Source organism: Halomonas marinisediminis (assembly GCF_004347715.1).
GTDB lineage: Bacteria > Pseudomonadota > Gammaproteobacteria > Pseudomonadales > Halomonadaceae > Halomonas > Halomonas icarae.
This window is the reverse complement of the sequence record NZ_SLTR01000004.1, coordinates 28,989-53,233: the sequence shown is the minus strand read 5'-3', so window position 1 is coordinate 53,233 and position 24,245 is coordinate 28,989. Positions and strand designations below refer to the sequence as shown.

At 62.1% G+C, this 24,245-nt stretch carries 23 protein-coding genes; 13 read left to right on the top strand and 10 right to left on the bottom strand.

All coding sequences use genetic code 11. The features are described from left to right. Positions 1 to 29: 29 nt before the first annotated feature. The gene (locus tag E0702_RS04825) at positions 30 to 596 is read left to right on the top strand and encodes an NnrU family protein (RefSeq protein WP_132041849.1); all 567 of its coding nucleotides are present in this window, start codon (positions 30 to 32) and stop codon (positions 594 to 596) included. A gap of 5 nt (positions 597 to 601) precedes the next feature. Here the strand turns inward: E0702_RS04825 and E0702_RS04820 are convergent, their stop codons facing one another. Genes E0702_RS04820 through E0702_RS04810 form a run of 3 tightly spaced genes read right to left on the bottom strand, consistent with a single transcriptional unit; the run spans position 602 to position 3,020 of the window. Beyond that, complete coding sequence (locus E0702_RS04820; protein WP_132041848.1) at positions 602 to 1,951, bottom strand: sensor histidine kinase; 1,350 nt, start codon at positions 1,949 to 1,951, stop codon at positions 602 to 604. Further along, positions 1,948 to 2,619 (bottom strand): response regulator transcription factor, encoded by a 672-nt coding sequence (locus E0702_RS04815; protein ID WP_132041847.1) that lies wholly within the window; start codon positions 2,617 to 2,619, stop codon positions 1,948 to 1,950. The genes E0702_RS04820 and E0702_RS04815 overlap by 4 nt, the downstream gene beginning before the upstream one ends. Beyond that, positions 2,616 to 3,020: a PepSY domain-containing protein gene (locus E0702_RS04810; RefSeq protein ID WP_240721671.1), complete on the bottom strand. Its 405-nt coding sequence runs from the start codon at positions 3,018 to 3,020 to the stop codon at positions 2,616 to 2,618. The genes E0702_RS04815 and E0702_RS04810 overlap by 4 nt, the downstream gene beginning before the upstream one ends. 76 nt (positions 3,021 to 3,096) lie before the next feature. Here E0702_RS04810 and E0702_RS04805 point away from each other — a divergent pair, with 76 nt between their 5' ends. Then, a complete protein-coding gene (locus E0702_RS04805; RefSeq protein ID WP_165927483.1) occupies positions 3,097 to 3,600 on the top strand; it encodes a PepSY domain-containing protein in 504 nt (167 codons plus the stop codon). Positions 3,601 to 3,696: 96 nt separating this feature from the next. Here the strand turns inward: E0702_RS04805 and E0702_RS04800 are convergent, their stop codons facing one another. Then, positions 3,697 to 5,352 carry an FMN-binding glutamate synthase family protein gene (locus E0702_RS04800; RefSeq protein WP_132041844.1) on the bottom strand — a complete coding sequence of 552 codons (1,656 nt, stop codon included), beginning with the start codon at positions 5,350 to 5,352 and terminating at the stop codon, positions 3,697 to 3,699. Between the two features lie 75 nt (positions 5,353 to 5,427). Continuing rightward, the gene (locus tag E0702_RS04795; RefSeq protein WP_132041843.1) at positions 5,428 to 5,997 is read right to left on the bottom strand and encodes a gamma-glutamylcyclotransferase; all 570 of its coding nucleotides are present in this window, start codon (positions 5,995 to 5,997) and stop codon (positions 5,428 to 5,430) included. Between the two features lie 64 nt (positions 5,998 to 6,061). Between E0702_RS04795 and E0702_RS04790 the strand changes: the two genes are divergently transcribed. The 6 genes from E0702_RS04790 to E0702_RS04765 all read left to right on the top strand — a co-directional run bounded on the left by E0702_RS04790 (position 6,062) and on the right by E0702_RS04765 (position 12,036). Next, entirely contained in the window at positions 6,062 to 7,708 is a 1,647-nt protein-coding gene (locus E0702_RS04790; RefSeq protein WP_132041842.1) for a GMC family oxidoreductase, read from the top strand. 213 nt (positions 7,709 to 7,921) lie between these two features. Further along, positions 7,922 to 8,128: a cold-shock protein gene (locus E0702_RS04785; protein ID WP_023005734.1), complete on the top strand. Its 207-nt coding sequence runs from the start codon at positions 7,922 to 7,924 to the stop codon at positions 8,126 to 8,128. A 150-nt stretch (positions 8,129 to 8,278) separates the two neighbouring features. Continuing rightward, complete coding sequence (locus E0702_RS04780; RefSeq protein WP_132041841.1) at positions 8,279 to 8,947, top strand: alpha/beta hydrolase; 669 nt, start codon at positions 8,279 to 8,281, stop codon at positions 8,945 to 8,947. A gap of 103 nt (positions 8,948 to 9,050) precedes the next feature. Continuing rightward, on the top strand, positions 9,051 to 10,253 hold the full coding sequence (trpB, locus tag E0702_RS04775; RefSeq protein WP_132041840.1) for a tryptophan synthase subunit beta: 1,203 nt from the start codon (positions 9,051 to 9,053) through the stop codon (positions 10,251 to 10,253). A gap of 140 nt (positions 10,254 to 10,393) precedes the next feature. Further along, positions 10,394 to 11,731 carry a sensor domain-containing diguanylate cyclase gene (locus E0702_RS04770; protein WP_132041839.1) on the top strand — a complete coding sequence of 446 codons (1,338 nt, stop codon included), beginning with the start codon at positions 10,394 to 10,396 and terminating at the stop codon, positions 11,729 to 11,731. Between the two features lie 83 nt (positions 11,732 to 11,814). Next, entirely contained in the window at positions 11,815 to 12,036 is a 222-nt protein-coding gene (locus tag E0702_RS04765; protein ID WP_132041838.1) for a hypothetical protein, read from the top strand. A 181-nt stretch (positions 12,037 to 12,217) separates the two neighbouring features. On the opposite strand, the gene E0702_RS04760 is transcribed toward E0702_RS04765, so the two are convergent. After that, positions 12,218 to 13,612: a PhoH family protein gene (locus E0702_RS04760; RefSeq protein ID WP_132041837.1), complete on the bottom strand. Its 1,395-nt coding sequence runs from the start codon at positions 13,610 to 13,612 to the stop codon at positions 12,218 to 12,220. A 230-nt stretch (positions 13,613 to 13,842) separates the two neighbouring features. Then, entirely contained in the window at positions 13,843 to 14,871 is a 1,029-nt protein-coding gene (locus tag E0702_RS04755; RefSeq protein WP_132041836.1) for a patatin-like phospholipase family protein, read from the bottom strand. Between the two features lie 535 nt (positions 14,872 to 15,406). Between E0702_RS04755 and E0702_RS19015 the strand changes: the two genes are divergently transcribed. From E0702_RS19015 to E0702_RS04735, 4 genes are all read left to right on the top strand, one after another. Next, positions 15,407 to 16,606: a hypothetical protein gene (locus E0702_RS19015; protein ID WP_165927482.1), complete on the top strand. Its 1,200-nt coding sequence runs from the start codon at positions 15,407 to 15,409 to the stop codon at positions 16,604 to 16,606. Between the two features lie 127 nt (positions 16,607 to 16,733). Further along, a complete protein-coding gene (locus tag E0702_RS04745) occupies positions 16,734 to 17,207 on the top strand; it encodes a hypothetical protein (RefSeq protein WP_132041835.1) in 474 nt (157 codons plus the stop codon). 50 nt (positions 17,208 to 17,257) lie between these two features. Further along, positions 17,258 to 17,962: a C39 family peptidase gene (locus E0702_RS04740; protein WP_132041834.1), complete on the top strand. Its 705-nt coding sequence runs from the start codon at positions 17,258 to 17,260 to the stop codon at positions 17,960 to 17,962. A gap of 15 nt (positions 17,963 to 17,977) precedes the next feature. Next, positions 17,978 to 18,703, top strand: coding sequence for a hypothetical protein (locus tag E0702_RS04735; RefSeq protein WP_132041833.1), 726 nt, complete (start codon positions 17,978 to 17,980; stop codon positions 18,701 to 18,703). A gap of 170 nt (positions 18,704 to 18,873) precedes the next feature. Here E0702_RS04735 and E0702_RS04730 read toward each other — a convergent pair whose 3' ends face one another. From E0702_RS04730 to E0702_RS04720, 3 genes are all read right to left on the bottom strand, one after another. Then, positions 18,874 to 19,977 carry a transporter gene (locus tag E0702_RS04730; protein ID WP_132041832.1) on the bottom strand — a complete coding sequence of 368 codons (1,104 nt, stop codon included), beginning with the start codon at positions 19,975 to 19,977 and terminating at the stop codon, positions 18,874 to 18,876. 20 nt (positions 19,978 to 19,997) lie between these two features. Beyond that, positions 19,998 to 21,368, bottom strand: a complete 1,371-nt coding sequence (locus tag E0702_RS04725) for a sigma-54 interaction domain-containing protein (protein WP_306766903.1) — start codon at positions 21,366 to 21,368, stop codon at positions 19,998 to 20,000. Positions 21,369 to 21,804: 436 nt separating this feature from the next. Further along, the gene (locus E0702_RS04720; protein ID WP_205741880.1) at positions 21,805 to 22,536 is read right to left on the bottom strand and encodes a murein L,D-transpeptidase catalytic domain family protein; all 732 of its coding nucleotides are present in this window, start codon (positions 22,534 to 22,536) and stop codon (positions 21,805 to 21,807) included. 84 nt (positions 22,537 to 22,620) lie between these two features. Here E0702_RS04720 and E0702_RS04715 point away from each other — a divergent pair, with 84 nt between their 5' ends. Beyond that, positions 22,621 to 24,234 (top strand): L,D-transpeptidase family protein, encoded by a 1,614-nt coding sequence (locus E0702_RS04715; protein WP_240721670.1) that lies wholly within the window; start codon positions 22,621 to 22,623, stop codon positions 24,232 to 24,234. The last annotated feature ends 11 nt before the right edge of the window (positions 24,235 to 24,245 follow it).

Genomic DNA, 24,245 nt, shown 5'->3' with positions numbered 1-24,245 from the left:
GCCCCTTTTTCATTGATGGAGATACGACCATGACAGTGCTGCTGATCGGCCTGTTGATCTTTCTCGGGACGCACTCGGTGCGCATTCTGGCCGATGACTGGCGAGGCGCCCGGATACGGCGAATGGGTGAGCTGCCCTGGAAGGCGGCCTACTCGGTAGTTTCGATTCTTGGTCTGGCCCTGGTGATCTGGGGCTATGGGCAGACGCGCCTGGATCCAGTGTGGATCTGGCAGCCGCCGGTGGCGCTGCGCCATGTGGTGGCGCTGTTCATGATACCCGCCTTCGTGCTGCTGGCGGCGGCGTATGTGCCGCGCAATCACCTCAAGGCGAGGCTGGGTCACCCGATGATCCTGGCGGTGAAGCTGTGGGCCTTCGCCCATCTGCTGGCCAACGGGCGGCTGGGGGATATCGTGCTGTTCGGCGCCTTTCTGGTATGGGCGATCGTCGATTTTCGGTCGGCTCGTCGTCGCCCACATGCAGAGGTGCCAGCCCCGAGTACGACCGGCACCGTCACGACCGTGGTGGTCGGCCTGGTGGCCTATCTCGTGTTCGCGTTCTACCTGCACACCTGGCTGATCGGCGTGCCGGTGATGTAAGGCGTTCAGCCGCTCTCGTGCAGAGCGCTGCCGGGGAGCCAGAGTCGGGCACGTAGACCACCCTGTTCGGCAACATCGAGGGTTAACCTGCCGCCGTGGAGTTCCGTCAGGTCCTTGACGATGGCCAGACCCAGGCCGCTTTTCGAGCGCTGCTCGTCGAGGCGCACACCACGCGCCATGGCGGCACGGCGCTGGGTGGGAACCATGCCCGGGCCGTCGTCCTCCACCGACAGCCATACACCCCCGGCTTCCTCTCCGCCGCTTAGCCGGACGCACGTTTCGGCCCAGCGCAGGGCGTTGTCGAGCAGGTTGCCGACCAGTTCCTGGAGGTCCTGGGCATCCATGCGCAGAGACAGCGGTGCCGGCAGCTCGGCATGCAGGGCGATGCCGCGACGCTCGGCCAGTCGGCCCAGGCCTTCGATGATCGGAGCCAGCACCTCCCCCACCATGATTCGCGGTGCCAGGCCGGCATCACCCGCTGCCGTGGCCCGGGCCAGATGGTGATGCACGGCGGTATCGATGCGCAGGAGCTCGGCGCGGAGGCGACTGCGGCGGGGCTCCTCGATGCCGTCGGTGAGCGTCATCAGCGTACTGACCGGGGTCTTGAGGGCGTGGGCCAGGTTGCCTGCCGCATGGCGGGCATGGGTCATCAGCCGTCGGTCGCGTTCCAGCACGCCATTCATGGCCGTTGCCAGGCGTGAGAGTTCTGCGGGCAAGCGGGTGTCGAGACGCTCGGTCTCACCATCCTCCACTCGGCGGAGGTTTCGGCGCAGGCGACGCAGCGGGGCCAGCCCCCAGTGGATCTGCAGCGCCAGGGCGACCAGCAGCAGCGCACCCAGGCCCGTCAGGGAGAGCGCTACCAGGCGGTCGAAGCGGGCCAGCTCGGCATCCAGTGGCTCACGCGAGATTGCCACGGCGACGTGCAGCGGTGAGGCCAGCGGGGCGAGCCGGATATCGCGCTCGATGGCGCGCAGCGAGCCATCGCGCGGCCCCTGGATATCACGCAGGAGAACCTCGTGATGGGGGGCGGTGGCGAGGCGCTGATCCCATAGCGAGCGCGAGGTGAGAGTGTGTTCTCCTCCGTCGCTTACTTGCCAGTACCAGCCCGAGAAGACGCGGGTGAAGCGCGGCTCGCCCAGGGTGCGCTGCTGGACCAGCATGCCCGCGACGTCATCCCAGGCAAGGCCGGCGATCACCACCTGCAGCAGCGATTCGAGTCGCTGGTCGAAGGCCGTGGTGGTGGTCGCCTGGAAGTGGCGGGAGAGGCCGATGCCGGCCAGGGGCAGTGACAGGATCAGGATCAGCAGGCTGGCCAGCATCAGCCGGGTGGCCAGGGAGAGGCGCCGCAGGTTCATGGGGCCGGAGCGTCGCCGACCAGACGATAGCCCTGGCCGCGCAGGGTCTCGATGCGCGGTGCGCCCAGCTTGCGACGCAGTCGACTGATCTGCACATCGATAACATTGGAGTCGGGCTCGTGGTCACGGTCGTAGACGTGTTCGGCGAGCTCGCTGCGACTGACCACCCGGGGGGCGGCATGGGCCAGGTAGGCGAGCAGGCGTGACTCCTGGGCGGTGAGGCTGATGGGGCGACCGGCCAGAGTGACGCTGCCGCTATGGGTATCGAAGGTGAGCTCGCCGATTCTCAGCACCGGGTGGGCATGGCCATGGCTGCGCCGGACCAGGGCGCGTAGCCGGAACAGCACCTCGGCGGTCTCGAAGGGCTTGGTCACATAGTCGTCGGCACCGGCCGAGAAGCCGGCGGCCTTGTCGGCCCAGCGGGTGCGTGCGGTCAGCACCAGCACCGGCAGCTCGATGCCATCCTCGCGCCATTCGGCGAGCCAGCGACTGCCGTCACCGTCGGGCAGGCCCAGGTCGAGAATCACCGCGTCATAGGCTTCGGTGCGCACCAGAAAGTCCGCCTCGCTGCCGTTCTCGGCACGCTCGAGCAGCAGCCCGGCGTCGCCCAGTGCCTCACCCAGGGCAGCGCTCAGGGCGCGATCGTCCTCCACCAGCAGCACCTTCATGGCGTCTCCGCCCGGCGGCGCATGGCATCGATCTTCACCCCCTCCATGCCCACCAGCTCGCCGCTCTTGGCGTCGAACTCGAACTCCACCACCTGGCCCTGGGGGCCCAGCATCTCGATCTCGTAGGTGAGGCGGCCGTCGTCGCGCTCCAGCTCTATCTCCAGTACCTGGCCCATATAGCGTGCCTCCAGCCAGTCGAGCAGCGAGGGGAGTGGCACGATTCGCTGCTCGCGTACCGCCTTGTGGAGATCCTGCCAGTGGTTATCCGCCGCTGCAGGGGCAGCGCCCTGGAGGAGCAGTAGGGCGACCAGCATCGGCAAGCCAGGGCGATGGGGGAAGGAAAAGGGCAGAGAGAGCGTCATCATGCTGACAGGGTGCCAGGCGGAACATGAACAGAGCATGAACGCTGGCGTCACCCTGGGGCAAGGTCACAGGGTGTTTAATAGTTCGGCAACCCGCAGAGAGGAGGTATCTATCATGCAACGCACCATGCAACACGCTATGCAACGAACCATGCAACGCCCCCTGATCCTGGCCGGCTCCCTGGCCGTCCTTATGAGTGCCGCCGGCCTGGTGCAGGCCGCGGGAGATCGTCTGGCGGCAGAGCGCCTCGATAAGGTGCTGGCCCAGGCCACTGATTTCGGTTTTCAGACCTTTGAGGAGATCGAGGCCAAGCGCGACGGCCGCTTCGAGGTGGAGGGCTGGCTCGACGACGAGTGGCAGGCCGAGGTGCGCTTCGATCTTGCCAGCGGCGAGAGCCTCAAGGAGGAGCGCAGGCGGCATGACAGCGGTGCCTGGGGGCTCAGTGAGGCCGAGGTGCGCGATGCCATGGCGCTGGCCGTGGCCGAGGGCCTGGTCGAGTTCGATGAGCTCCAGGCCGACCGTGATGGTCGCATCGAGATCGAGGGCTATGACGCCGATGGTCGTGAGCTGGAGGTCAAGATCCTCGATGGCGAGGTGCTCGAGATAGAACGCGACTGAACCTCCGTCGGGGAGCCGCCCGACAACCAAAGCAGGCATGCAGAAGAGGGCCCGGCGCATCAGGCGTCGGGCCCTCCTGTCGGATGGTGGAGTGGGCTAGTAGAGCTTGCTGTCGCGCAGCTTCGCCAGCGCCTCGGGTGGGGCGAAGCTATCGGCGCTGGCACTCTCCCAGTAGTCGCGAAATACCGGGTGGCGTTCGGCACCGCCCACCAGCAGCTCGCCCGGGGTCAGGAAGTCGTGGAGCTCGGCGAAGCTCTTTACCTCGTGGCGAGTGAGGCGGTGTGAGATGTGCTCGGGCCCCAGCTCGGAGGAGTGGTGAAGCCCCGCGGCGCCGAGCATCTCGGCCAGGGCGGCAACGGTGTTGGCATGGAAGCTTGCTACCCGGTGCGCCTTGGTCGGCACGTCCAGGCGGCTGCCGCGCAGGGTATCCTGGGTGGCCACGCCGCTGGGGCAGCGGTCGGTGTGGCAGCTGCGGGCCTGGATGCAGCCCAGGGCAAACATGAAGCCCCGGGCAGCGTTGCACCAGTCGGCTCCCAGCGCCATGGCGCGGGCGATATCGAAGGCATTGACCAGCTTGCCGGCCGCGGCCAGGCATACGCGATCTCTCAGGCCGGCCCCCACCAGGGTGTTGTGGACCAGCAGCAGGGCCTCGTCCAGCGGCATTCCCAGGCGGTTGATGAACTCCAGGGGGGCGGCGCCGGTGCCGCCTTCACCGCCGTCGACCACCACGAAGTCGGGGTGCTCGCCGGTGTCGAGCATCGCCTTGACGATGGCGAACCACTCCCAGGGGTGGCCGATGGCCAGCTTGATGCCCACCGGCTTGTCGCCGGCCAGTTCACGCAACCGCACGATAAAGTCGATCAGCTCGCGAGGGGTGGTGAAGGCAGTGTGAGCCGCCGGGGAGATGACGTCGCGCCCCGGGGGGACGCCACGGGTGCTGGCGATCTCCTCGGTGACCTTGGCGCCGGGCAGGATACCGCCGTGACCCGGCTTGGCGCCCTGGGAGAGCTTGATCTCGATCATCCTGACGGCGTTGTCTCGGGCGTTCTCGCGGAAGCGCTCGGGGTCGAAGTCGCCGGCCTCGTTGCGGCAGCCGAAGTAACCCGATCCGATCTCCCACACCAGGTCGCCGCCGCGACGATGATAGGGCGAGATGGCCCCTTCGCCGGTGTCGTGATAGAAGCCGCCTTCGCAGGCGCCATCGTTGAGGGCGCTGATGGCGTTGGCGGACAGCGCGCCGAAGCTCATCGCCGAGATATTGAACACGCTGGCCGAGTAGGGCTTGGCGCGTTCTGCTCCCACGGTGAGACGCAGGCTGGAAGGGTCGATATGAGCCGGCGCCAGGGAGGGACTCATCCATTCGTAGCCGGGGTGGCGCATATGGTGAAGCGAGCCGAAGGGGCGCTTGTCGCTGACATTCTTGGCGCGCTGGTAGATCAGCCGGCGCTGTTCGCGAGAGAAGGGCACCTCCTCGGTATCACTCTGGATAAAGTACTGGCGTATCTCGGGGCCGAACGACTCCAGGTTGTAGCGCAGATGGGCCAGGATCGGGTAGTTACGGCTGACCGTGCGGCCGCGCTGGCACACATCATAGGTGCCCAGCGCCGTGAGCAGACCGAAGACGAGCACGCCCCATCCCCAGTCGGCGTCGGCGGAGGTCAGGCCGATCAGGCTGACGATCAGGCCCAGCAGGCTGAGTGCGTAGGCGCTGAAACGCAGGGGAAACGATGCGAGAGGTGACAGGCGGAACATGACGCACTCCGGTTTTCGGTGATTCGGTGAGGGAGCTCACTGCAGGGGGCGTGCAGGGCAACATGAAGGGCAGCGTCAATCGGCCGGAGGCAGACGAGCGGCCAGGGCGAAGACGTGCTCATCCTCGACCTCGAGCTCGCGCAGTGCCGCGGCCAGGTTGACCAGGTAGTCGCGGTTGGGGCCACTGGGGCCATGAGAGGCGGCGATCTGTTCGGCGATGGCATCCAGTGGCGCCTCGCCGAGATAGGCGGCGTTGTCGGCGCCGGCCAGGTAGACCAGCCCCTGGGTGCTGCCGCCGAGCTCATCGTCGAAGCACAGCGTGGTGACCTCGCGCAGGTAGCCGTTCTTCTCGCGCACATCGAGCGGCGCGAGCACCTCCGGGGTGATGCGGTAGGCCATGCCGTGGCAGACCGCCTCCGGTTCGCGCACCAGGGTGGCCACGCGGCCCGGGGCCGCCTGGGTACCGCGATGGTCGTGGGAGCCTTGCCAGAAGCGTCGCACCCAGCCGTGAATATGTGCCGGGCGCCGCTCCAGATAGGGGAAGCCGGCCTTCCAGATCAGTGAGCCATAGCCAAACAGCCAGATGGCCTCGTGGCCGGCGAAGTGGTTTCGTTCGCGGTTAAGTCGGGTGGTGTCGTGACTCATTGCGCTCCTTATGGTTTGCTTAATTGCCTAACAATGACCACAACATATTGCGACAACTCACGCCATGGCTGAACAAGAATTCGACTATATCGTAGTAGGCGCCGGCACCGCCGGATGCCTGATGGCCAACCGCCTGAGCGCCGACCCCACCAACCGGGTGCTGTTGATCGAAGCGGGAGGGCGCGACAACTACCACTGGATCCATATCCCGGTGGGCTATCTCTACTGTATCGACAACCCGCGAACCGACTGGCGTTTTCGCACCGAGCCCGATGCCGGCCTCAATGGCCGTTCACTGATCTATCCGCGCGGCAGGACACTGGGCGGCTGCTCGAGCATCAACGGCATGATTTATATGCGCGGCCAGGCCCGAGACTATGATGGCTGGGCCGAGCTGACCGGCGAGCCAGAGTGGAGCTGGGAGAGCTGCCTGGAGGACTTCAAGCGCCACGAACACCACTACCGCCTGGACAGTGGCGGCGACGCCGATGCCGAACATGCCGATTATCATGGCCATGGTGGTGAGTGGCGTGTGGAGAAGCAGCGCTTGAGCTGGCAGGTACTGGACGACTTCGCGACCGCGGCGGTGGAGGCCGGCATCCCCCGCACCCGGGACTTCAACCGGGGTGACAATGAGGGTGTCGCCTACTTCGACGTCAATCAGCGCCGAGGCTGGCGCTGGAACACCGCCAAGGCCTTCCTGCACGGGGTCGAGAAGCGCAGCAATCTGAGCGTCTGGCACTCCAGTCAGGTGTTGGAGCTGGAGATTGCCCGCGACGCGGGGCAGCCGCGGGCCAGTGGAGTGCGCGTGCAGCGGGGCGGCAAGGAGCAGCTGGCCCGCGCCGCACGCGAGGTGATCCTGTGTGCCGGTGCGATCGGCTCACCCCAGCTGCTGCAACTCTCCGGTATCGGGCCGGCGAGCCTTCTCGCCGAGCACGATATCCCCGTGGTGGCCGATCTGCCCGGGGTGGGCGAGAACCTGCAGGATCATCTGCAGATCCGTTCGGTCTATCGCGTCAGCGGCGCCAGGACCCTCAACACCATGGCCACCTCGCTGATGGGCAAGGCAAGGATCGGGTTGGAGTACATGCTCAAGCGCTCTGGCCCCATGAGCATGGCACCCTCGCAGCTGGGCGCCTTCACGCGTAGCAGCGACGAGTACGCGCACCCCAATCTCGAGTACCATGTGCAGCCGTTGAGCCTGCCGGCGTTCGGTCAGCCCCTGGATGACTTCCCCGCGATCACCGCCAGTGTGTGCAACCTCAATCCCACCAGCCGTGGCACGGTGCGCATCAGGAATGCCGATCCGCGTCAGGCACCGGCCATCGCCCCCAACTACCTGAGCACACCCGAGGATCGCAAGGTGGCGGCGGACTCGCTGCGTGTCACGCGACGAATCGCCGCTCAGCCAGCCTTTGCCAGGTATTCACCGGAGGAGGTCAAGCCAGGGGTGGAGTATCAGAGTGACGATGATCTGGTGCGCCTGGCCGGCGATATCGGCACAACCATCTTTCACCCGGTGGGCACCGCGAAGATGGGGCGTGACGACGACCCTATGGCGGTGGTGGATGCCCACCTGCGGGTGCGCGGCGTGGCCGGGCTACGGGTGGTGGATGCCAGCGTGATGCCTACCATTACCAGCGGTAACACCAATTCGCCGACCCTGATGATTGCCGAGAAGGCCGCCCGCTGGGTTCTGAGAGGCGAATAAACGGGCCGCTCTCTGGTGAGCCAAGGCAAATAGTGTTTGACCTTCTCTCGCCAAGAGCGCATGCTGGGGGCAGTTGGTTAGCAAGTCGTAACACCCCAGGTAGGCATCGAACGCTCTAGCGCGACTCGATTTTCCCGGGAACGTTTCTTGTTTTACCCACTGCAACTCGGGTATTACCCGGCAAAATCAAAGTGCTATTAGAGGAATTCGATAATGGCTACCGGTACTGTCAAGTGGTTCAACGACACCAAGGGCTACGGCTTCATCTCTCCGGACGACAGCGGCGACGACCTGTTCGCGCACTTCTCCGAAATCCAGGCCGACGGCTTCAAGACCCTGCAGGACGGCCAGAAGGTATCCTTCGAGGTCACTCAGGGCAAGAAGGGCCTCCAGGCCTCCAACATCAAGGTCATCGACTGATCTGATGTAACTGCCCGGGCAGAGATGCCTGCAGTACGATGAAAGGCTCGCTTCGGCGGGCCTTTCTGCTGTCTGGGGCACCGACCCCACCATGGCCAGCCCGTGCACATTGCGCTAGGGTGAGCCTTTTTCCGCTGGAGACCCCTGACCATGAGCGAGCCCGGTGAGCTGATCATCGACCCCAAGGGCGGCAAGCCCGCCGACGCCTGCGTCTTTATCCTGCACGGCCTGGGCGCCGATGGGCGCGACTTCGAGCCGCTGGTGCCGGCGCTGTCGTTGCCGGCCGATGCCAGTGTGCGTTTTATTCTGCCCCACGCACCACGCCTCCCGGTGACCATCAATGGTGGCATGGTGATGCCGGCCTGGTATGACATCAAGGAGATGAGCCTCGACCGTCGTGTCGACGAGGCGCAGTTGATACATTCGGCCGAGCGCATTCAGGGGCTGGTGCGTGAGCAGATCGATCTCGGTATCGAGAGTCGGCGCATCATCCTGGCCGGCTTCTCCCAGGGGGGCGCGGTCGCCTATCAGGCGGCGCTCTCCTTCGAGCGGCCTCTAGGGGGGCTACTGGCGCTCTCCACCTACTTCGCGACCGCCGAGAGCATCTCCCTGGCCGAGGCCAACCGCGAGCTGGCCATTGAGGTGCATCACGGCAGTTTCGACCCGGTGGTGCCCGAGGCGCTGGGGCGCGCAGGCTTCGAGAAGGTCAAGTCACTGGGCTATCCCGCCCATTACCGTCAGTACCCCATGGCGCATGCCGTCTGCCCTCAGCAGGTGACGGATATTGGCCACTGGCTAAGCAAGCGGCTGGTGAACTGAGAGCCACTCTCTCACATCGGGCGTCGCCAAAGGTCGCCTCGACAGCCTGATCCCCTGCGGGCAGGATATCGGTAACGATTCCCATGCCCGCAGGACCCACACCATGAATGCTTCCCCCTATGCCAACCTTCCCGATGCACAGGGTTATTTCGGTCGCTTCGGCGGTCAGCTGATTCCGCCGGATCTCAAGGTCGTGATGGACGAGATCGATGCGGCCTACGAGGAGATCCGCCTGCGCGATGATTTTCGCCAGGAGCTGGCCGAGCTCTTCGCCGATTATGTGGGGCGACCTAGCCCGATCTTCCATGCCCGACGACTCTCCGCCACGCTGGGCGGTGCCCAGGTACACCTCAAGCGTGAGGATCTAAATCACACCGGCGCCCACAAGATCAATCACTGCCTGGGTGAGGCGCTGCTTGCCAGGTTCATGGGCAAGACCAAGGTGATTGCCGAGACCGGCGCCGGTCAGCATGGCGTGGCCCTGGCCACCGCCTGTGCCCTGGTGGGGATTCCCTGCGAGATCCACATGGGACAGGTGGATATCGAGAAGGAGCACCCCAACGTCACCAAGATGAAGATTCTTGGGGCCACCCTGGTACCGGTGACGCGCGGTACGGCGACTCTCAAGGATGCCGTGGACAGCGCCTTCGAGGAGTACCTCAAGGATCCTCAGAATTTCATCTACGCCATTGGTTCGGTGGTGGGGCCGCACCCCTTCCCGAAGATGGTACGTGATTTCCAGTCGATCATCGGCCGCGAGGCGCGTGACCAGTTCCTCCAGCGGCATGGTCACCTGCCCGAGCATGTAGTGGCCTGCGTGGGCGGTGGCTCCAATGCCATCGGCATGTTCACCGCCTTTCTCGAGGATGAAGGGGTGCATCTGGTAGGCGTGGAGCCCGCCGGTGAAGGACTCGACACCCAGCGCCACTCGGCCACCCTGACCCTGGGCAAGCCGGGTGAGCTGCATGGCATGGCCTGCTATGTGCTGGAGGACGAGACGGGCAACCCGATGCCGGTCCACTCCATCGCCTCGGGCCTCGACTACCCCGGGGTAGGGCCCCAGCACAGCTACCTCAAGGAGCTGGGGCGCGTCGACTACCAGAGCGTCAGCGACGACGAGTGCCTGGAGGCCTTCCTGACGCTTTCTCGAGTGGAGGGCATCATTCCCGCACTGGAGAGTGCTCATGCGGTAGCCTGGGCCATGCGTGTGGCACCGAGCCTGCCGGCCGATCAACATATCCTGGTGAATCTCTCCGGTCGGGGAGACAAGGATGCCGACTATGTGGCCGGGCGGCTAGGGCTCTAGCCACATTAAGCATTGCCGAGAGGGGGCGCCATGCTTGCCGATATGGCAAGGGGCGTGCCTGCCCAGGGGAAACTGGGCTAGGCTGGTAAAGGGCATGGAAAAGCCCGTTTAGCGTACAAGGAACATCGTGGGGTGATGAGATGGCAGCAACCGGGTCGAGATGGCGGCAGTGGTGGCGTGACAGACGCGGCAGGGAGCCTGCGATTGATGCTCTACTACTGGAGTACTATCCGGGAAGCGTCATGCTACTCGACGAGCAGGGAGTGGTGCGCCAGGTCAACCCTGACTTCGAGCGCCATGCCGGCTTCCCTCCCAGGCAGCTTCTCGGCAGGCGCGCCGTGACGCTCGACCTCGATCCATTGCATGGTGATTTTGCACAGGCCATCGAGCAGAGCATGACGACTCTGAAGCCTTGGCGAGGCCTGCTGCTGTGTCGGCGTGCCGATGGTTCACTGCGTCATCAGACTACGCTGATCCAACCACTGGTGCGCGATCATGCCCCCCTGCGGCTGCTGGTCATTCAGTATGATGTCACCGGCATGCGCCAGCGGGCGTTTTATGATCGTCAGCTGCTGGAGCGCCTTGAAGGTACTGCCTCCAGGGTGCCGGGCGTGCTGTTTCGTCTTCGACAGGATAGCGATGGTCGGCTCGAGTTCCTCTACTTCAGTGCGGCACTTCGTGTACAGTTCGGCTTGATACCGGAACAGTGCCTGGACGACCCCGAATCCCTGCTCGGCCGTTTGCCTGTGGATGATCGACAGCGCCTGGAGACCAGTCTGGCCCAGTCCACGGTATCACTTAAGCCCTGGCAACTTGAATTTCGCATTACGTTACCCCATGGGGAGCGTTGGGTTGAGGCTCGTGCTACGCCCCAGGTACGTGGCGATGGCGACGTGATGTGGGATGGTCTGCTGATCGATATCGATGAGCGCAAGCAGGTCGAGCATCGTGTGCAGCGGCTGGTGGCTACCGATATGTTGACCGGAGCCCTCAACCGGCGTGCCTTTTTCGAGCAGGGCGAGGCGGCGCTGGCCCGTGTCGCCCGCCACGGTGAGACGCTCTCGCTGGCCATGCTTGATATCGATCATTTCAAGAACCTGAACGACACCTACGGTCATGGTCTGGGGGACCTGGCGCTGCAGGCCTTCGCCACGACCTGTCGTGAATCGCTGCGCCCCTATGACCTTTTTGCCCGTATCGGTGGAGAGGAGTTTGCCGTGGTTCTGGTGGATAGTCAGCCGAAAGAGGCCTGGAACATGCTGGAGCGCGTGCGGCAAGCGGTGGCCGCCATTGCGCTGGAGACGGAGAGTGAGACGGTACGCTTTACCGTCAGCGTGGGGCTTGCGGTGTTCGGTGGCGATACCTCGCTGGAGTCGGGACTCGCCCAGGCGGATCGCGCGCTTTACCGCGCCAAGCGTGCCGGTCGAAATCGAATCTGCGGACCAGAGACGCTCGTACAGGCTCCCGAAGCTCAGTAAGAAAACGAAGGAGAGTTGGCAATGCGAATGCCACCTGGGCACGGTGGCATTACACCAGTCCCAGACAGAGGGAGAGCATTAGCATGACCGGACTATCCGAAGATCTGCGCCTGCCGGTGCCCTGTCCGAGCTGCGGCAGCCATTTGATGCGTGTCTCTCGGGTAAAGAATCCCGATGACAAGGTGCACTGTGCCTCCTGCGGCAAGATGATCTGCCTGTGGCATGAGGCCCAGACGGTACTCCGGCAAGGACCCGGCAGCCAGAGCGAGGCGCTGATCGAATCAGCCGTCAATCGCAACCGCTGAACACTGCTCTTGATGTAAGCACAGCTTCCGCGGTCACTCCACTATGAAGTGGAAGCGAGGCTTGCTGCACGAAGGTTAGATCTCCCGCCCTTATTGCCCCTCCCTCCGCGAACTTGAATTCGCGGAGAGAGAGCAGGCACTTATTTACGGCTCACGGCTTACAGTTTCCGGCATAGCCGGGCTAAAGCAGCTCCTCCCCGGCCAGTGCCAGGCGAGAGCGCTCCACGCTCTTGAGGGTTACGTGGCCCGCATGGGGCCAGTCGCGGAAGCGCTGCACCAGCGCCGCCATGCCACAGGTATTGGCGGTGAGATAAGGCGTATCGATCTGTCCCACGTTGCCCAGGCAGACAATCTTGGTGTTACGCCCGGCTCGAGTAACCAGTGACTTGAGCTGCTTGGGCGTAAAGTTCTGTGCCTCGTCGATGATCAGGAAGGTGTCGTTGAGGGTCCGTCCGCGCATGAAGCCGGGAGCCCGGATCTGAACACGGGCGCCAAGCAGCTGGCGAGTGGCGCCGTTGTCCCAGCTGGACTCGCCGTCTTCATTGCGCAGCAGGTTATCCATGTTGTCATGGAAGGCCCCCATCCAGGGCGACATCTTCTCCTCCTCGGTGCCCGGCAGGAAACCGATATCTTCGCTCATCGAGATGGGGGCGCGGGTAAAGACCATGCGCTCGAACCGCTTGCTGTCCAGGGTCTGTTGAAAGGCCGCGGCCAGGGTCATGAAGGTCTTGCCGGTGCCGGCGCTTCCGGCGATGGTGACGAGGTCGATGTCATCGTCCATCAGCAGGTTGAAGGCGAAGTTCTGGCGGCAATCACTGGCATGCACTCCCCAGACGCTGGCGCCGTGTCGATAGTTGGTCAACAGCTCCAGGCGAGCGTGCCTGTCGCCTACCTCGCGCACCACGGCCTCGAAGCCGGCCTCGTCTTCGGCGACCAGCATGCCAGGATGCCAGGCGACGGGGATCTGGCCGCTCAGATGGTAGGTGAGGTGTTGGTGATCGCGCTCCACCGTGACATCAAGGGCGAGGTCGTTCCATAGTTCACTTCCGGTATTGGAGTAGATCTTGACCCCTTCCAGCATGGCGTCGCTATCGGTGAAGACGCGATCGGTGAGGTAATCCTCCACTGGTACGCCGAGGGCAGCGGCCTTGACCCGCAGGTTGATGTCCTTGGTGATCAGGATCACCGAGGCGTCACTGCGTTCGCCATGTAGTCGGCAGGTTTCGGCGAGGATGCGGTTGTCGGGGCTGTCGTCCAGTGTTTCGAGGGTGGTCAGGTCGGTATAGCAGAGCAGGCGCAGCCGGCCCTCGGGGCCATTGAGGCGCGGTATGGGGATGCCATCGCGGATCTGGTCGAGACCGACATTGGCGGTGAGCTCTGACAGGGTGCGACTGACCTGACGAGCCGAGCGGGCGATCTCGCGAATGCCGTTCTTGTGCTTGTCGAGCTCTTCGAGCACGGTCATGGGGATGACGACTTCATGCTCATCGAATTGGTAGATGGCGGCGGGGTCGTGCAGCAGCACGTTGGTGTCCAGCACGTACAGCCGGGTGGCCTTCTTGTCGATGCGTACCATCGGCGCAGCTCTCCTGAATGTCGCTAGACGGGCGTCATGTGACACCCCGATGTCGACACTGTCAGCGCGCGATGTCAGGAAGGTGACAGCGGCCTGACGGTGTCAGTAGCGCTGAGATATCCCTCCTCTGGCCTGGACTGTGGCGGGGCGAGTGGTGCCCCCGCATTGCTGAGCATGGTGGGCCGTTCCGGTGCTGGCAAGGTGGGGGGCTTGCGGAGAGTCAACGCAGATCACGGCTCCTCAGTCTGATAGACCTGCTCCACATCCAGGGTGGAGTGGTGCCCGAGGGCTGAAAAGTGCTCTGCAAGCCACGCCTCGGCGGTCTTGCGTCCCGCGTCACGCAGATGACAGAGAAAGGGCCACTCCGCATTCATCTTGCTCGAGACGGAGAGCTCGTCCAGCACCTCATCGCCGATGATGCGGTGAAAGAGGGTGCCGGCATAGCAGCCGATATCCACCCCCTGGTCGCCCAGCAGGCGTTGGAGCATGGCGATCATTCGCACCTCCTTGATCAGCGAGGCGTTGAAGGTGATCTCGTTGAGACGGTTCATTATTGCCGCGGCGCTGGTGGGAAGTGCTTCCCGATAGATCGGGTTGATCTGCACGATGACGATATCCCGGGATTTGCAGCTCTCCATCAGTGGCATCAGCGAAGGGTTACCCATGTAGCCACCATCCCAGTAGGCCTCACCGTCGATCTCCACGGCCTTGAAGACCGTGGGCAGGCAGGCCGAGGCCATCACCGCATCGAGACTCATCTCCTCGCGCTTGAAGATGCGCTGCTTGCCGCTACGCACATTGGTGGCGGTGACGAAGAGATAGAGATCCTGGCAGCGGCGTACTCGCTCGAAGTCGACGCGCTCGGCGACGATGTCACGCAGAGGGTTGAGGTCGAAGGGATTGAGCTGATAGGGCGAGAGCAGCCGGCTCATCAGATCCATGGCCACATAGCCCGGCGAGTGGTCCAGGCTCCAGTTGTCGGTCAATATGTCCAGTGGGCCACGGCGGATAGGGCTGGCCATGCCGGCTCGGCTGACCGCCTGCCAGAAGTCATGCAGTGCCTGGCGGGCGGTGTCACGGTCGCCGCGGGTCAGGGCGTCGGCCATGACCACACCGTTCATGGCACCGGCGCTGGTACCACTGATCCCCTCGATCTCGATGCGGGGATCCTCCAGCAGGCGGTCCATGACGCCCCAGGTAAAGGCGCCATGGGCGCCGCCACCCTGTAGTGCCAGATCGATGCGTTTGGTCTCTTTCATGCTTCTCCTCGTCGGGTGTCGATAATGCGGCGATGTATCGCCGCAGCATAGCGGTAGCGATCGGCGAGGAACAGGCGGCTACGACATGGCCTGTGTACGAAGGTAAATCCCGATCTGGTGACCAATCTGCGGGAGCCAGAATGTTGTCATGTGTAGTGGCAAATGAGATCGACTGAAAAGTTAGTGATACTGCCTAATTGTCTTATAAATGCGGCACTTTTCAGAGTCTCCCAGAACCCTAAGTGGTGCGGGAAGTATCCAGATATAGGCCAATGTAGCCTCCGACTGTCTCATCAATTGGACAGTTTCTGTTCGTCTTGGCCAGGAGCAATGCCGCTATTGGCCAGGACGAACAGAGAAAAGTTTCTTTGTGTTGTCATGTGTTACAGGTCATGGCCGATTAGATGGCATGGTGGTTGCTTAATGATTGGTGACTGCGAACGCGAGCGTCATTCAGGGGACCGGAATGTATGTGGGTCAGAGCGGTGGCGCGGGTTCGTAGGCTGCAGCAGCAACAACCAATGGAGACATGATCATGAAAAAGCATCTTGTACTCGCGGGTACGCCTCTGCTGGCCCTGGTAATGGCCATTTCAGCGGCGCATGCCAACCCGACTGCCACCTTCTCTGATGGAGCTGATCAGGACGTGAACTCTACCGCCACTGCTGTGGGAGGCTCTAGCGGTAGTTCTACAGGAGGAGCAGGACTCGGCTTGGGCGCTGGTGGTGCTGGTACCGGCGGCAGTGCCGATGGCGGAGACGACAACGACAGCGGCCTGCTGGGCGGTGGCGGTTCCGGTGGAGCCGGTGGTACCGGCGGCGCAGGTTCGGGCGGCTATGGTAGTGGTACCGGCATGGGTGGCATGGGCGGCTCTACCGGCCGTGGCGGCGACGCCTGGGCCATGAGCGAGTCCTACAACACCTCCACCAGTGTGATCTCTCGCCAGGATATGACGTCAACCGTCACCGGAGCTCGCATCAATATCAATGGTGGTGCCGGTGCTGCCGGTGCTGCCGGGGGCGCTGGCGGAGGGGCATTCTCCCTCAACGTCGGGCTGGGTGTCGGCGGTAATGGCGGTAATGGAAATGGCGCTAGCGGTGGCAATGCCGGTGCGCTAGGTCTTGGCGGCGGTACCGGTGGTGCCGGTACCGGTACCGGTACAGGTACCGGAACAGGAACCGGCACTGGCTTCGGCGTAGGCGGTAGTGCCGATGCTGGCAGTGGCGCTCTTGCTGCCTCCAATGCCGACAACGACCAGAACGGTGATGGCGGCTCAGGCGGCTTCCTCGCTCCCGGTGGTGCGGGTGGTTCCCAGAATGCCAACTCCTCGGCGGGTGCCTCTTCCGGGGCGACGGCCGGCACTGGAGGTGCAGGCAGCGGCACCGGCAACGGTAGCGGTAGCGGCAGCGGCACTGGTTCCGGTACTGGCGGCGACGGCACCGGTACCGGCTGGGCCAGCGCAGTGGCCGGCGCCGGCGGCGACGGCTACGGCGGCGGCGGCGGTGGCGGCAGTGCTGCCACAGGTGACGCCTACGCTTATGCAGGTGGTGGCGGTGCCGGCGGCAACGGCGGTAACGGCGGTGCGGCATTCCTGACCACAGGCGCGGCCAACGTCGCCGTGGGAGGCGGGGTGTTCGGTGGCATCAACAACATGAACGTGTCCACCGGCCTCTATAACTCGCAGCTGTCCGGTACCAGCGTGGCGGCTCACAGCAACGTGAGCATCGGCAACTGATCCGGAGCGCGTGACGCGCTGCAACGACGCAAGAGTCGGGAGCCGGTGGAGGAACCTCCACTGGCTCCTTGATGAAGCGCCCTGGGGATTGGAGTTCGAGAGTTCACGGAGTTCGGGAGTTCGCACCATGAAAAGCTTGATTGTCAGTTCATACCCCGGCAGGTGGCGTCATCGCCATATGGTCACAGCACCATTACTCCTTTCGGTGCTGTTGGTGGTGGGTGCGCCGAACAGCCACGCGGAGACAGGCATCAATATCTATCAAGAGATCTTTGTGTCTGGTTCTGGTGGGGACGTTAGTCAGAGCCTGTCACAGGGCTTTTCCGCCATGGAACATCTGGATCGCACATCAATGGAGCAGGCCAGGGCCCGTGAAGGGCAGATGACCGTCAACGTCAACACGGTCAAGAGCGTTCAGAAGATGAAGGCATCGGTAAACGACACCTCCTTCGATATCGGAGGCAACATGGTGTCGGGAAACATTACCTTCGCGCCGGACGCGCTGGGCAGCTATAGCGGTACGGGCATCTTCAGTGCCGTGTCCGGCAACGGAAACTCTATCAATAACGCGGTGGGGATCAGCGTGTTCATCGCTAATTGACGCTATGACATAAACCGTCATATGACACGCCCATCAAGGGATGATTCGCCATGAACGTGTTTCGGAACCTCTGCTGTGGTATGGCATCACTGTTGCTCATCCTGAGCAGCATGAACGTCATTGCCGGCCAGGTGACCATCGCCAGTCGATTTGGAAACTTCCAGGTAGAGGCCAAGAGTCTTCAGGAGAAAGGCTGGGACAGGGTGGTCCGGCAAGAGTATGACTTCAGTTGCGGATCGGCCGCCGTGGCAACGCTACTGACCTATCACTACCAGCGTGACACGACAGAGGCCGAAGTCTTCGAGACCATGATTCGCGCCGGTGACGCAGAGAAGATTCAGCGTTACGGCTTTTCCATGCTGGACATGAAACACTATCTGGATGGACGTGGACTCAATGCCGACGGGTTTCGGATCACGCTGGATGACTTCATTCGCATCGGTGTTCCGGCCATCACCATGGTGAACACCGCCGGCTACAAGCACTTCGTCGTCGTCAAGGGGATAGATGACGATAATATCCTGGTGGGAGACCCTGCCGCCGGTACCCTGGTGGTGACTCGTGAGCAGTTCGAGCAGTTGTGGAGCGGCACGGTCCTCGGTGCCCGCGCCGAGCTCGAAGTGGCCCGCCAGCACTTCAACCATGATCAGGACTGGGCCGTGCGCCCCGAATCTCCGCTCTCCAGAGGCGTGAACCGCTCGAGCGTCGGTGCCAGCCTGCTGACCCTGCCCGCCTATAATGAGCTGGGTCGGTAGCGAGGAGATAATACGATGAACTCTCGGGCTTTTCGACAAGGTACGGCAAGCCGGCTTGGGTGGGGGTGTGCGGCCGCGCTATTCCTGGCGGCTGGCTCTCAGGCCGCAACGCTTTCTACAGAACTTTCTACAGAGGTGCTGGCAGAGGCCTCCGGGACGACTACCTATCAGCGCCTCGAGTCTGCATCACTCCTCGATGGGGACAGGCTCTATGCCGAGGTATCGCAGTCCCGTGCCGCTCACGACGGATTTTATCGCGGTGACGTGATCGCGGATGGGGAAATGGGCCAGATGCGCGCCGGCTTCAATATTGGTGGGCTCGATGTGGACTTCGGCGCCCGCCTGCAGACACAGATCGACGACAGGGTAGAGCTGGTCTCAGTGGTCAACTTCACTCCGGCAGGCCCCAATCTCGTCTCGCAGACCCTGCGCGACCCCGGCGGGATGGCGGCTCAGGTTGGTAACGGTACGTTATCGGTGACCGACGTGACACCGGGTGGTGTAGACCTGGCAGGCCTCGCCGACTTTTCGGGTATTGCCTTGAACGATGCCAAGGGTTTTACCTCCGCCCTGCATAATATTACCAGGGGGGCCATCGTCAGCGGCGTGGTCAGCAATGCATCGAGCCGGAACATCCAGCAGAGAATCGATATCAGTGTTCGTCTCAACAATATCGGTGCCCTGGATGCGGCCAGAAAACGGGCCGCGATCCTGGATTCATTCTCCGGTATTCTGCGCTGACACCGGTTTTTCCACCGCTCTCGCATCGATCATCTCCATAACGAGAAGTCATAAACCATAAACCATAAGGAGTGAGGCTGCCTGTAAGTGGCAGCCTCACTCTTTTATACCTGTTAGGTGTTTTCGGTCTCTGGTCTCTGGTTTCTTGGCGTCGTGCCACACGCGTCAGCCTAGAAAACATTCATGCCGATAGGCATGCGAAAGGTCAAGGTGGTATCCGGGGCGTCTTCTGTGATACCCAGCTCGAGCCCCACGTTGATATTGACATCCGGGTTCAACGAGTAATTCCAGCCCAGCAGGAGAGAGCCGACGTTCAACGTCTGTGACTGTACCGAGGTGGTGGTGCCAGTGTCGACATTGACATAGTCGGTCTTGGTCTTGCCGATAAAGTCGTTCTTGTAGCCCAGGGTAAAGGAGGTGCGCGGGTTGATCGAGTACGCCATGCCGAAGCTGAGGCGTACGGCATCGCCTGGATCGACGTCGCCGACAACGACATTGAGTGGGTTACCACCATCATCATTAACGTTGGATAGACTCTGATTCACACTATCCTCCAGGTGAAAGACATAGCCAAGATTGGCGAAGTAGACCGCCGGTGCCGAGGGCAGCAGCATGGTGATGCTGGGCTCGATCGAGTGGAAGCCCGTGCCCGTCGAGAGTTCCAGTGGGTTACCTTCGCTATTGCGGTCGATGTCGAAGGGCCCATTGCCGGTGGTGGTCTTGTAGCGCAGGTTGCCGATAAAGAAGGGCATGCCGTTCTGCCCACGGTTAAGCTGATAGTGGGCGGCCAGCTCGATATCCCCCAGACTGTCGCCGGAGAGCTCTCGGTCTAGGCTGAAGACACCGTCCTCGCCATCCTCGATGGGAACGTTGACCCTCTCGTTCTCGTCCCGGTAGACATAGGGCACCTTCATCTCGAGTTCCAGGCGATCGGTCACGCCCAGGCGACCGGTCAGTGAGGCGGTGTAGTTGTCGCGATCGACATCCTGAGCCGTGAATACGCCGATCAGCAGTGTACTGAGTACACTGACCCCTTCGAAGGTCATTCGGTTGATGCTTTCGTGGGAGTATTGGAACTCTGGCTCGAGTATCAGGCGTCCACGCGGGGTGAGGACACCGCCATACTCCGCCATGGACTGAACATTGAACTGAGGCTCGGCTTCCGGTGGCTGCTGACCGACTGGCTGAGTGGCTTCCTGGGCCATGAGAGGCGAGACGCTGATGAACAGAAAGGGGGTTGTAACACCAATAAGTACACGCTGATATGAAGTCATGGGTGCATTTCCTGTGGTGGTTAGGCTCGGCTATCGAGCGGTCGAGGAACGCAGTGCTTGTCTATCAGGCGGTACAGGGTGGCTCGAGAGATGCCGAGATCCTGTGCAGCGTGCAGCGCATGGTTCCTGTTGCGAGCCAGTGCGGCAGCAATGGCCTCACGTTCGGCGCAGTTCCGAATATCCTCCAGGGAAGGGCGTGTTCTGACGAGGTCCTTGCGTCTTTCCAGGCCAAGGTCATCAGGCGTGATCAGTCGCTCCTCACACATCACCATGGCACGACGGATTCGGTTGACCAGCTCTCGCACATTGCCTGGCCAGTGATGCTGACGCATGGTGACAAGACTGTCATGGCTGAAGCCGCGTACCCGGCAGGGTGACTCGGCTCGAAACTTCTGAAAGTAGTGAGAGGCCAGGGCCTCGATATCCTCTGGCCTTTCACGTAGTGGTGGCATTCTGGCTTGCAGAACGTTGATGCGATGATAGAGGTCCTCTCGAAAGTCGCCCGACTGTATGGCGTGCTCCAGGTCGACATGGGTCGCGGTGAGTATCCTGACATCCACCGCTATTTCGCGCAGACTGCCGAGCCGTTGGATACGGTGATCTTCCAGGAAGCGTAGCAGGTTGACCTGAAGTTCCAGCGGGAGGTCGCCGATCTCGTCGAGAAACAGGGTGCCACCCGATGTCGACTCGATGATTCCTACCTTGCACTTGCCTGCGCCGGTGAAAGCTCCTTTCTCATGGCCGAAGAGCTCAGACTGGATAAGACCGGAAGGTAAGGCGCCGCAGTTAACGGCGTTGAAGGGGCCTCCATGCCTGGGCGAATTCTCATGAATTAGTCTAGCCGTCAGCTCCTTCCCAGTACCAGATTCACCAGTAATAAGTACCGGTGCATCTACCAAGGCAATTTTCTCGATATCCTTGAGCAGTTTCTGGATAGCATGGGACCTGCCGATCATCTGCGCCCTATGACCGGGCGCTGCAGGGGAGTTACAGTCCCCAAAATGGGCTGAAAGCACCTCCGAAATGGTGAGCGTGCTCTCCAGCACATGGTTGGCTTTCCCGGGATCCAGGGGCAGCAGGAGACAGGCATGGCAGTGCCTGGCGACAAATGCACGCATTTGATATTCCTGCAGGCTGTCAGTGCTTAACAGTGCTACCCAGAGGGTGTATGGCACCAGGCTGACCAGCCTCTCCAGTTCAAGGGAGGGCCTGGTATAGGCCGGCTCCATAAGAATGATTCCGAGTGGAGGGGGAGATGTAAGAAGAAGCTGCTCAGCCTCTACCGGGCAGCTGGTCCGTTGAAACTGCCATGCATATTGCTTCAGTGATAGTGCTGCGCTGGCCGTAAAGCGCTGGTCACCTATCATTAGAACATGGCGTGATTTATCCATCATCACCCTTTAGATGTTGCTTATTATTTGATATTGGCCGCCTCGACGATCAATATCACCCGCCATGGGAGCCATGTTTCTGTATTACTCAGCATTTCTCAGCATTCCATACTGTCAAAATGTCGCCATTTGGCGTCATTGGTCTGACAGGAGTGAGGCCCTATGACGTTGAAATCGTAGAATAGAGAAAGTGTTGTTGGTAGATTGATTTTTGTAAAGGATAAGGACCAAAAGGTTGCTTTGTGTGTTTGTCAGCGCGATAGCGAGATGCCCTTGTTCGGGCGATCTCACGCCTTGCTTACCTTCTATTCGTCGCAGGCCCTGGCTGGGTTAGCCTCAAGTCATGTTCCGAGCATCATCCATGGCCGACAAGCTCCATAGAGCTTAGTCAATCCGCGTTGCTGCTGCGTCTTCCAATTTTCGTTAGCCGCAACGGCTAACGCTTGTCATATGACTGCATGGCCAGCCGTCGTCCTTGATCGCGGTCGCAGCCGAGGTAGGCGGAGCTCGTTAACCACTCCGGATCGGGATAGTAGGCGAACAGGTACTGCTCCTCCTTGAGGCTGTCGATCAGTGGGTAGGTAACTTCCTGGCGTACGGCCGGGCAACCAAGGCTACGCCCTAGTCGGCCGGTCTGTTCGATAAAGGACTCGCTAACATAGTCAGCGCCGTGCATCACGATGGCGCGTTCAAAGGCCAGGTGGTTGACGCCTGGCTCGAGGCCCTCGAGTCGAAGCGAATAGCCGTTGCTCCCGTAATAGGTGTTCATGGTGCGAAATAGACCGAGGCTCGATTGGTGGCTCTCCGGTGTATTTGAGAAATGCGTGGCCAGTGCATCGCCAGATCCCCGGCCATGGGAGACCAGTTCCTCGAAGAGCAACTGCTTGCGACGCAGATCGAAGACCCACAGGCGTGGCTCGTTTGAGGGCAGCGAATAATCGATCACCGCCAGACGCTCGGCATCAGGATCGGCACACGATAGAGCATTGGCGGCCAGTGTAAGCATCTCGCGATTGGCATTCGGTGCCAGGCGCGTCAGAACCCGGGCCAGGGGGACCCCATCCACCATGCGTGGGCTTGCATCCTGGGTGGCGGGAGTGTCGGCGCAGGCGCTGGCTAACAGGCCGCTCGCGCAGAGCAACCAGACGGTAAGGGTTGATCGCATCATCACATCGAGTCTCATGGTTTCTCGCTATGATGTAAGGACGAGCCAGCTTGATCAAGTTAGCAATTAGCGATAATGGAGGTGAACATGCGGCGATCTGTCGCGATAGCTGGGTTGATGCTGATTATCTTGTCGATGTCTGGCACGGCCATCGGACAGCCGTCGGCGCCGCAGGAGCGCAGCATGACCGCGGTGGAGCAGGTCCTGGTGCCGCGGGGGGGAAGCCTGGAGGCTTTCTATGCGGCGCGCGCATTCCAGGTGGCCTGGATGCGAGAGGAGCAGGTGCAGGGGCTGGTCGAGGCGTTGAAGGGGGTGGCCAGTGATGGCCTGAATCCCGGCGACTATGGTGCCGACCGTCTGCTGGCAGGGTATCGCCAGGCTCTGATCAGCGATGAGCATGCACAGGCACGCTTCGATATCCGGGCGACCCGCGCCCTATATACGGCGTTGCGTCACCTCCATCATGGCAAGGTGGACCCGCACAGCATCGACCCGCAATGGGAGGTGCCCATCAATGAGCGGCTTCCTCCTCTGGACAGGATCATCCAGGCGGTGGAAACAGGGCAGTTGGCGGCACTGTTCGACTCGGTGCGTCCGGCCTATGCCCCCTATCAGCGGCTGCGCCAGGGGCTGACCCGCTATCGGAACATCCAGCGCCTGGGGGGGTGGCCCATGCTTCCCGATACTGGGCCCGTCCTCGAACGTGGTGTGACTCATCCGGATGTGGCGATTCTGCGTAAACGACTGGCCCAGATAGGCGAACTGGAGGTCATGGCGGCGGATATCACGATCCTGCCGGAGGCCAAGCTTGAGGCGCCTGATCCGCAGTATTTCGATGCCAGTCTCGAGGCGGCGGTAAGGCGTTTCCAGGATCATCATCTGCTTGAGATGGATGGCATTGTCGGTCCGCGTACCCGTGAAGCGTTGAATGTGCCGGTGGACAGGCGCATCGACCAGATTCGTCTTAATCTTGAGCGCGCTCGCTGGCTGATGCATGGCTTGCCCGAGGCATTTGTGCTGGTGGATATCGCCGGCTACCGTGTCAGTTACTTTCGTCCCAATGGTGATGTCTGGCGGTCACGTATCGTGGTGGGTCAGCCCTATCGACGGACGCCCTCGCTGCGCTCTGAGATCACTCACCTGACCGTCAACCCGACCTGGACGGTGCCGCCGACCATCCTGCGTGAAGATGTGATTCCCAGTGTGCGTCGAGACCCGAACTACCTGGATAGGCGCAATATGCAGGTGCTGACGCCGTCGGGTCAGCGCCTCAGCCCGGGCCAGGTCAACTGGTCAAACCCGGGTAATGTGATGATTCGTCAGGCCGCGGGGCCGGGCAATGCCCTGGGTCAGGTGGTGATCCGCTTTCCCAACGACCATCTTGTCTACCTGCACGATACTCCGGCTCAGGGGCTATTCGCTCGTCAGCGTCGCGCCTTCAGCTCGGGGTGTATTCGAGTGCAGGGGGTGCTGGAGCTCGCCCAGCTTCTCCTGGATGATACTGGCAGCGATCGCGATCTTCGCGCTTTGCTGGCGGATGGTCGTACTCGAAATGTGTCGCTGGTCGAGCCGATGCCGGTCATCCTGCACTACTGGACGGTGCATCCGGGTGCCGGCGGTCGACTGGTCTTCCGCCCCGATATCTACGCGCGTGACGACGCCCTGCTGCGTGCACTGGACCGTCCGCTGGCATCCTTGTAGGTGCGCGATCT

What these genes read in the sequence shown, in the direction of transcription:
- E0702_RS04825 (WP_132041849.1), top strand. Translation starts at nt 30, where the DNA reads ATGACAGTGCTGCTGATCGGCCTGTTGATCTTTCTCGGGACGCACTCG.
- E0702_RS04820 (WP_132041848.1), bottom strand. Translation starts at nt 1,951, where the DNA reads ATGAACCTGCGGCGCCTCTCCCTGGCCACCCGGCTGATGCTGGCCAGC.
- E0702_RS04815 (WP_132041847.1), bottom strand. Translation starts at nt 2,619, where the DNA reads ATGAAGGTGCTGCTGGTGGAGGACGATCGCGCCCTGAGCGCTGCCCTG.
- E0702_RS04810 (WP_240721671.1), bottom strand. Translation starts at nt 3,020, where the DNA reads ATGCTCTGTTCATGTTCCGCCTGGCACCCTGTCAGCATGATGACGCTC.
- E0702_RS04805 (WP_165927483.1), top strand. Translation starts at nt 3,097, where the DNA reads ATGCAACGCACCATGCAACACGCTATGCAACGAACCATGCAACGCCCC.
- E0702_RS04800 (WP_132041844.1), bottom strand. Translation starts at nt 5,352, where the DNA reads ATGTTCCGCCTGTCACCTCTCGCATCGTTTCCCCTGCGTTTCAGCGCC.
- E0702_RS04795 (WP_132041843.1), bottom strand. Translation starts at nt 5,997, where the DNA reads ATGAGTCACGACACCACCCGACTTAACCGCGAACGAAACCACTTCGCC.
- E0702_RS04790 (WP_132041842.1), top strand. Translation starts at nt 6,062, where the DNA reads ATGGCTGAACAAGAATTCGACTATATCGTAGTAGGCGCCGGCACCGCC.
- E0702_RS04785 (WP_023005734.1), top strand. Translation starts at nt 7,922, where the DNA reads ATGGCTACCGGTACTGTCAAGTGGTTCAACGACACCAAGGGCTACGGC.
- E0702_RS04780 (WP_132041841.1), top strand. Translation starts at nt 8,279, where the DNA reads ATGAGCGAGCCCGGTGAGCTGATCATCGACCCCAAGGGCGGCAAGCCC.
- trpB (WP_132041840.1), top strand. Translation starts at nt 9,051, where the DNA reads ATGAATGCTTCCCCCTATGCCAACCTTCCCGATGCACAGGGTTATTTC.
- E0702_RS04770 (WP_132041839.1), top strand. Translation starts at nt 10,394, where the DNA reads ATGGCAGCAACCGGGTCGAGATGGCGGCAGTGGTGGCGTGACAGACGC.
- E0702_RS04765 (WP_132041838.1), top strand. Translation starts at nt 11,815, where the DNA reads ATGACCGGACTATCCGAAGATCTGCGCCTGCCGGTGCCCTGTCCGAGC.
- E0702_RS04760 (WP_132041837.1), bottom strand. Translation starts at nt 13,612, where the DNA reads ATGGTACGCATCGACAAGAAGGCCACCCGGCTGTACGTGCTGGACACC.
- E0702_RS04755 (WP_132041836.1), bottom strand. Translation starts at nt 14,871, where the DNA reads ATGAAAGAGACCAAACGCATCGATCTGGCACTACAGGGTGGCGGCGCC.
- E0702_RS19015 (WP_165927482.1), top strand. Translation starts at nt 15,407, where the DNA reads ATGAAAAAGCATCTTGTACTCGCGGGTACGCCTCTGCTGGCCCTGGTA.
- E0702_RS04745 (WP_132041835.1), top strand. Translation starts at nt 16,734, where the DNA reads ATGAAAAGCTTGATTGTCAGTTCATACCCCGGCAGGTGGCGTCATCGC.
- E0702_RS04740 (WP_132041834.1), top strand. Translation starts at nt 17,258, where the DNA reads ATGAACGTGTTTCGGAACCTCTGCTGTGGTATGGCATCACTGTTGCTC.
- E0702_RS04735 (WP_132041833.1), top strand. Translation starts at nt 17,978, where the DNA reads ATGAACTCTCGGGCTTTTCGACAAGGTACGGCAAGCCGGCTTGGGTGG.
- E0702_RS04730 (WP_132041832.1), bottom strand. Translation starts at nt 19,977, where the DNA reads ATGACTTCATATCAGCGTGTACTTATTGGTGTTACAACCCCCTTTCTG.
- E0702_RS04725 (WP_306766903.1), bottom strand. Translation starts at nt 21,368, where the DNA reads ATGGATAAATCACGCCATGTTCTAATGATAGGTGACCAGCGCTTTACG.
- E0702_RS04720 (WP_205741880.1), bottom strand. Translation starts at nt 22,536, where the DNA reads ATGATGCGATCAACCCTTACCGTCTGGTTGCTCTGCGCGAGCGGCCTG.
- E0702_RS04715 (WP_240721670.1), top strand. Translation starts at nt 22,621, where the DNA reads ATGCGGCGATCTGTCGCGATAGCTGGGTTGATGCTGATTATCTTGTCG.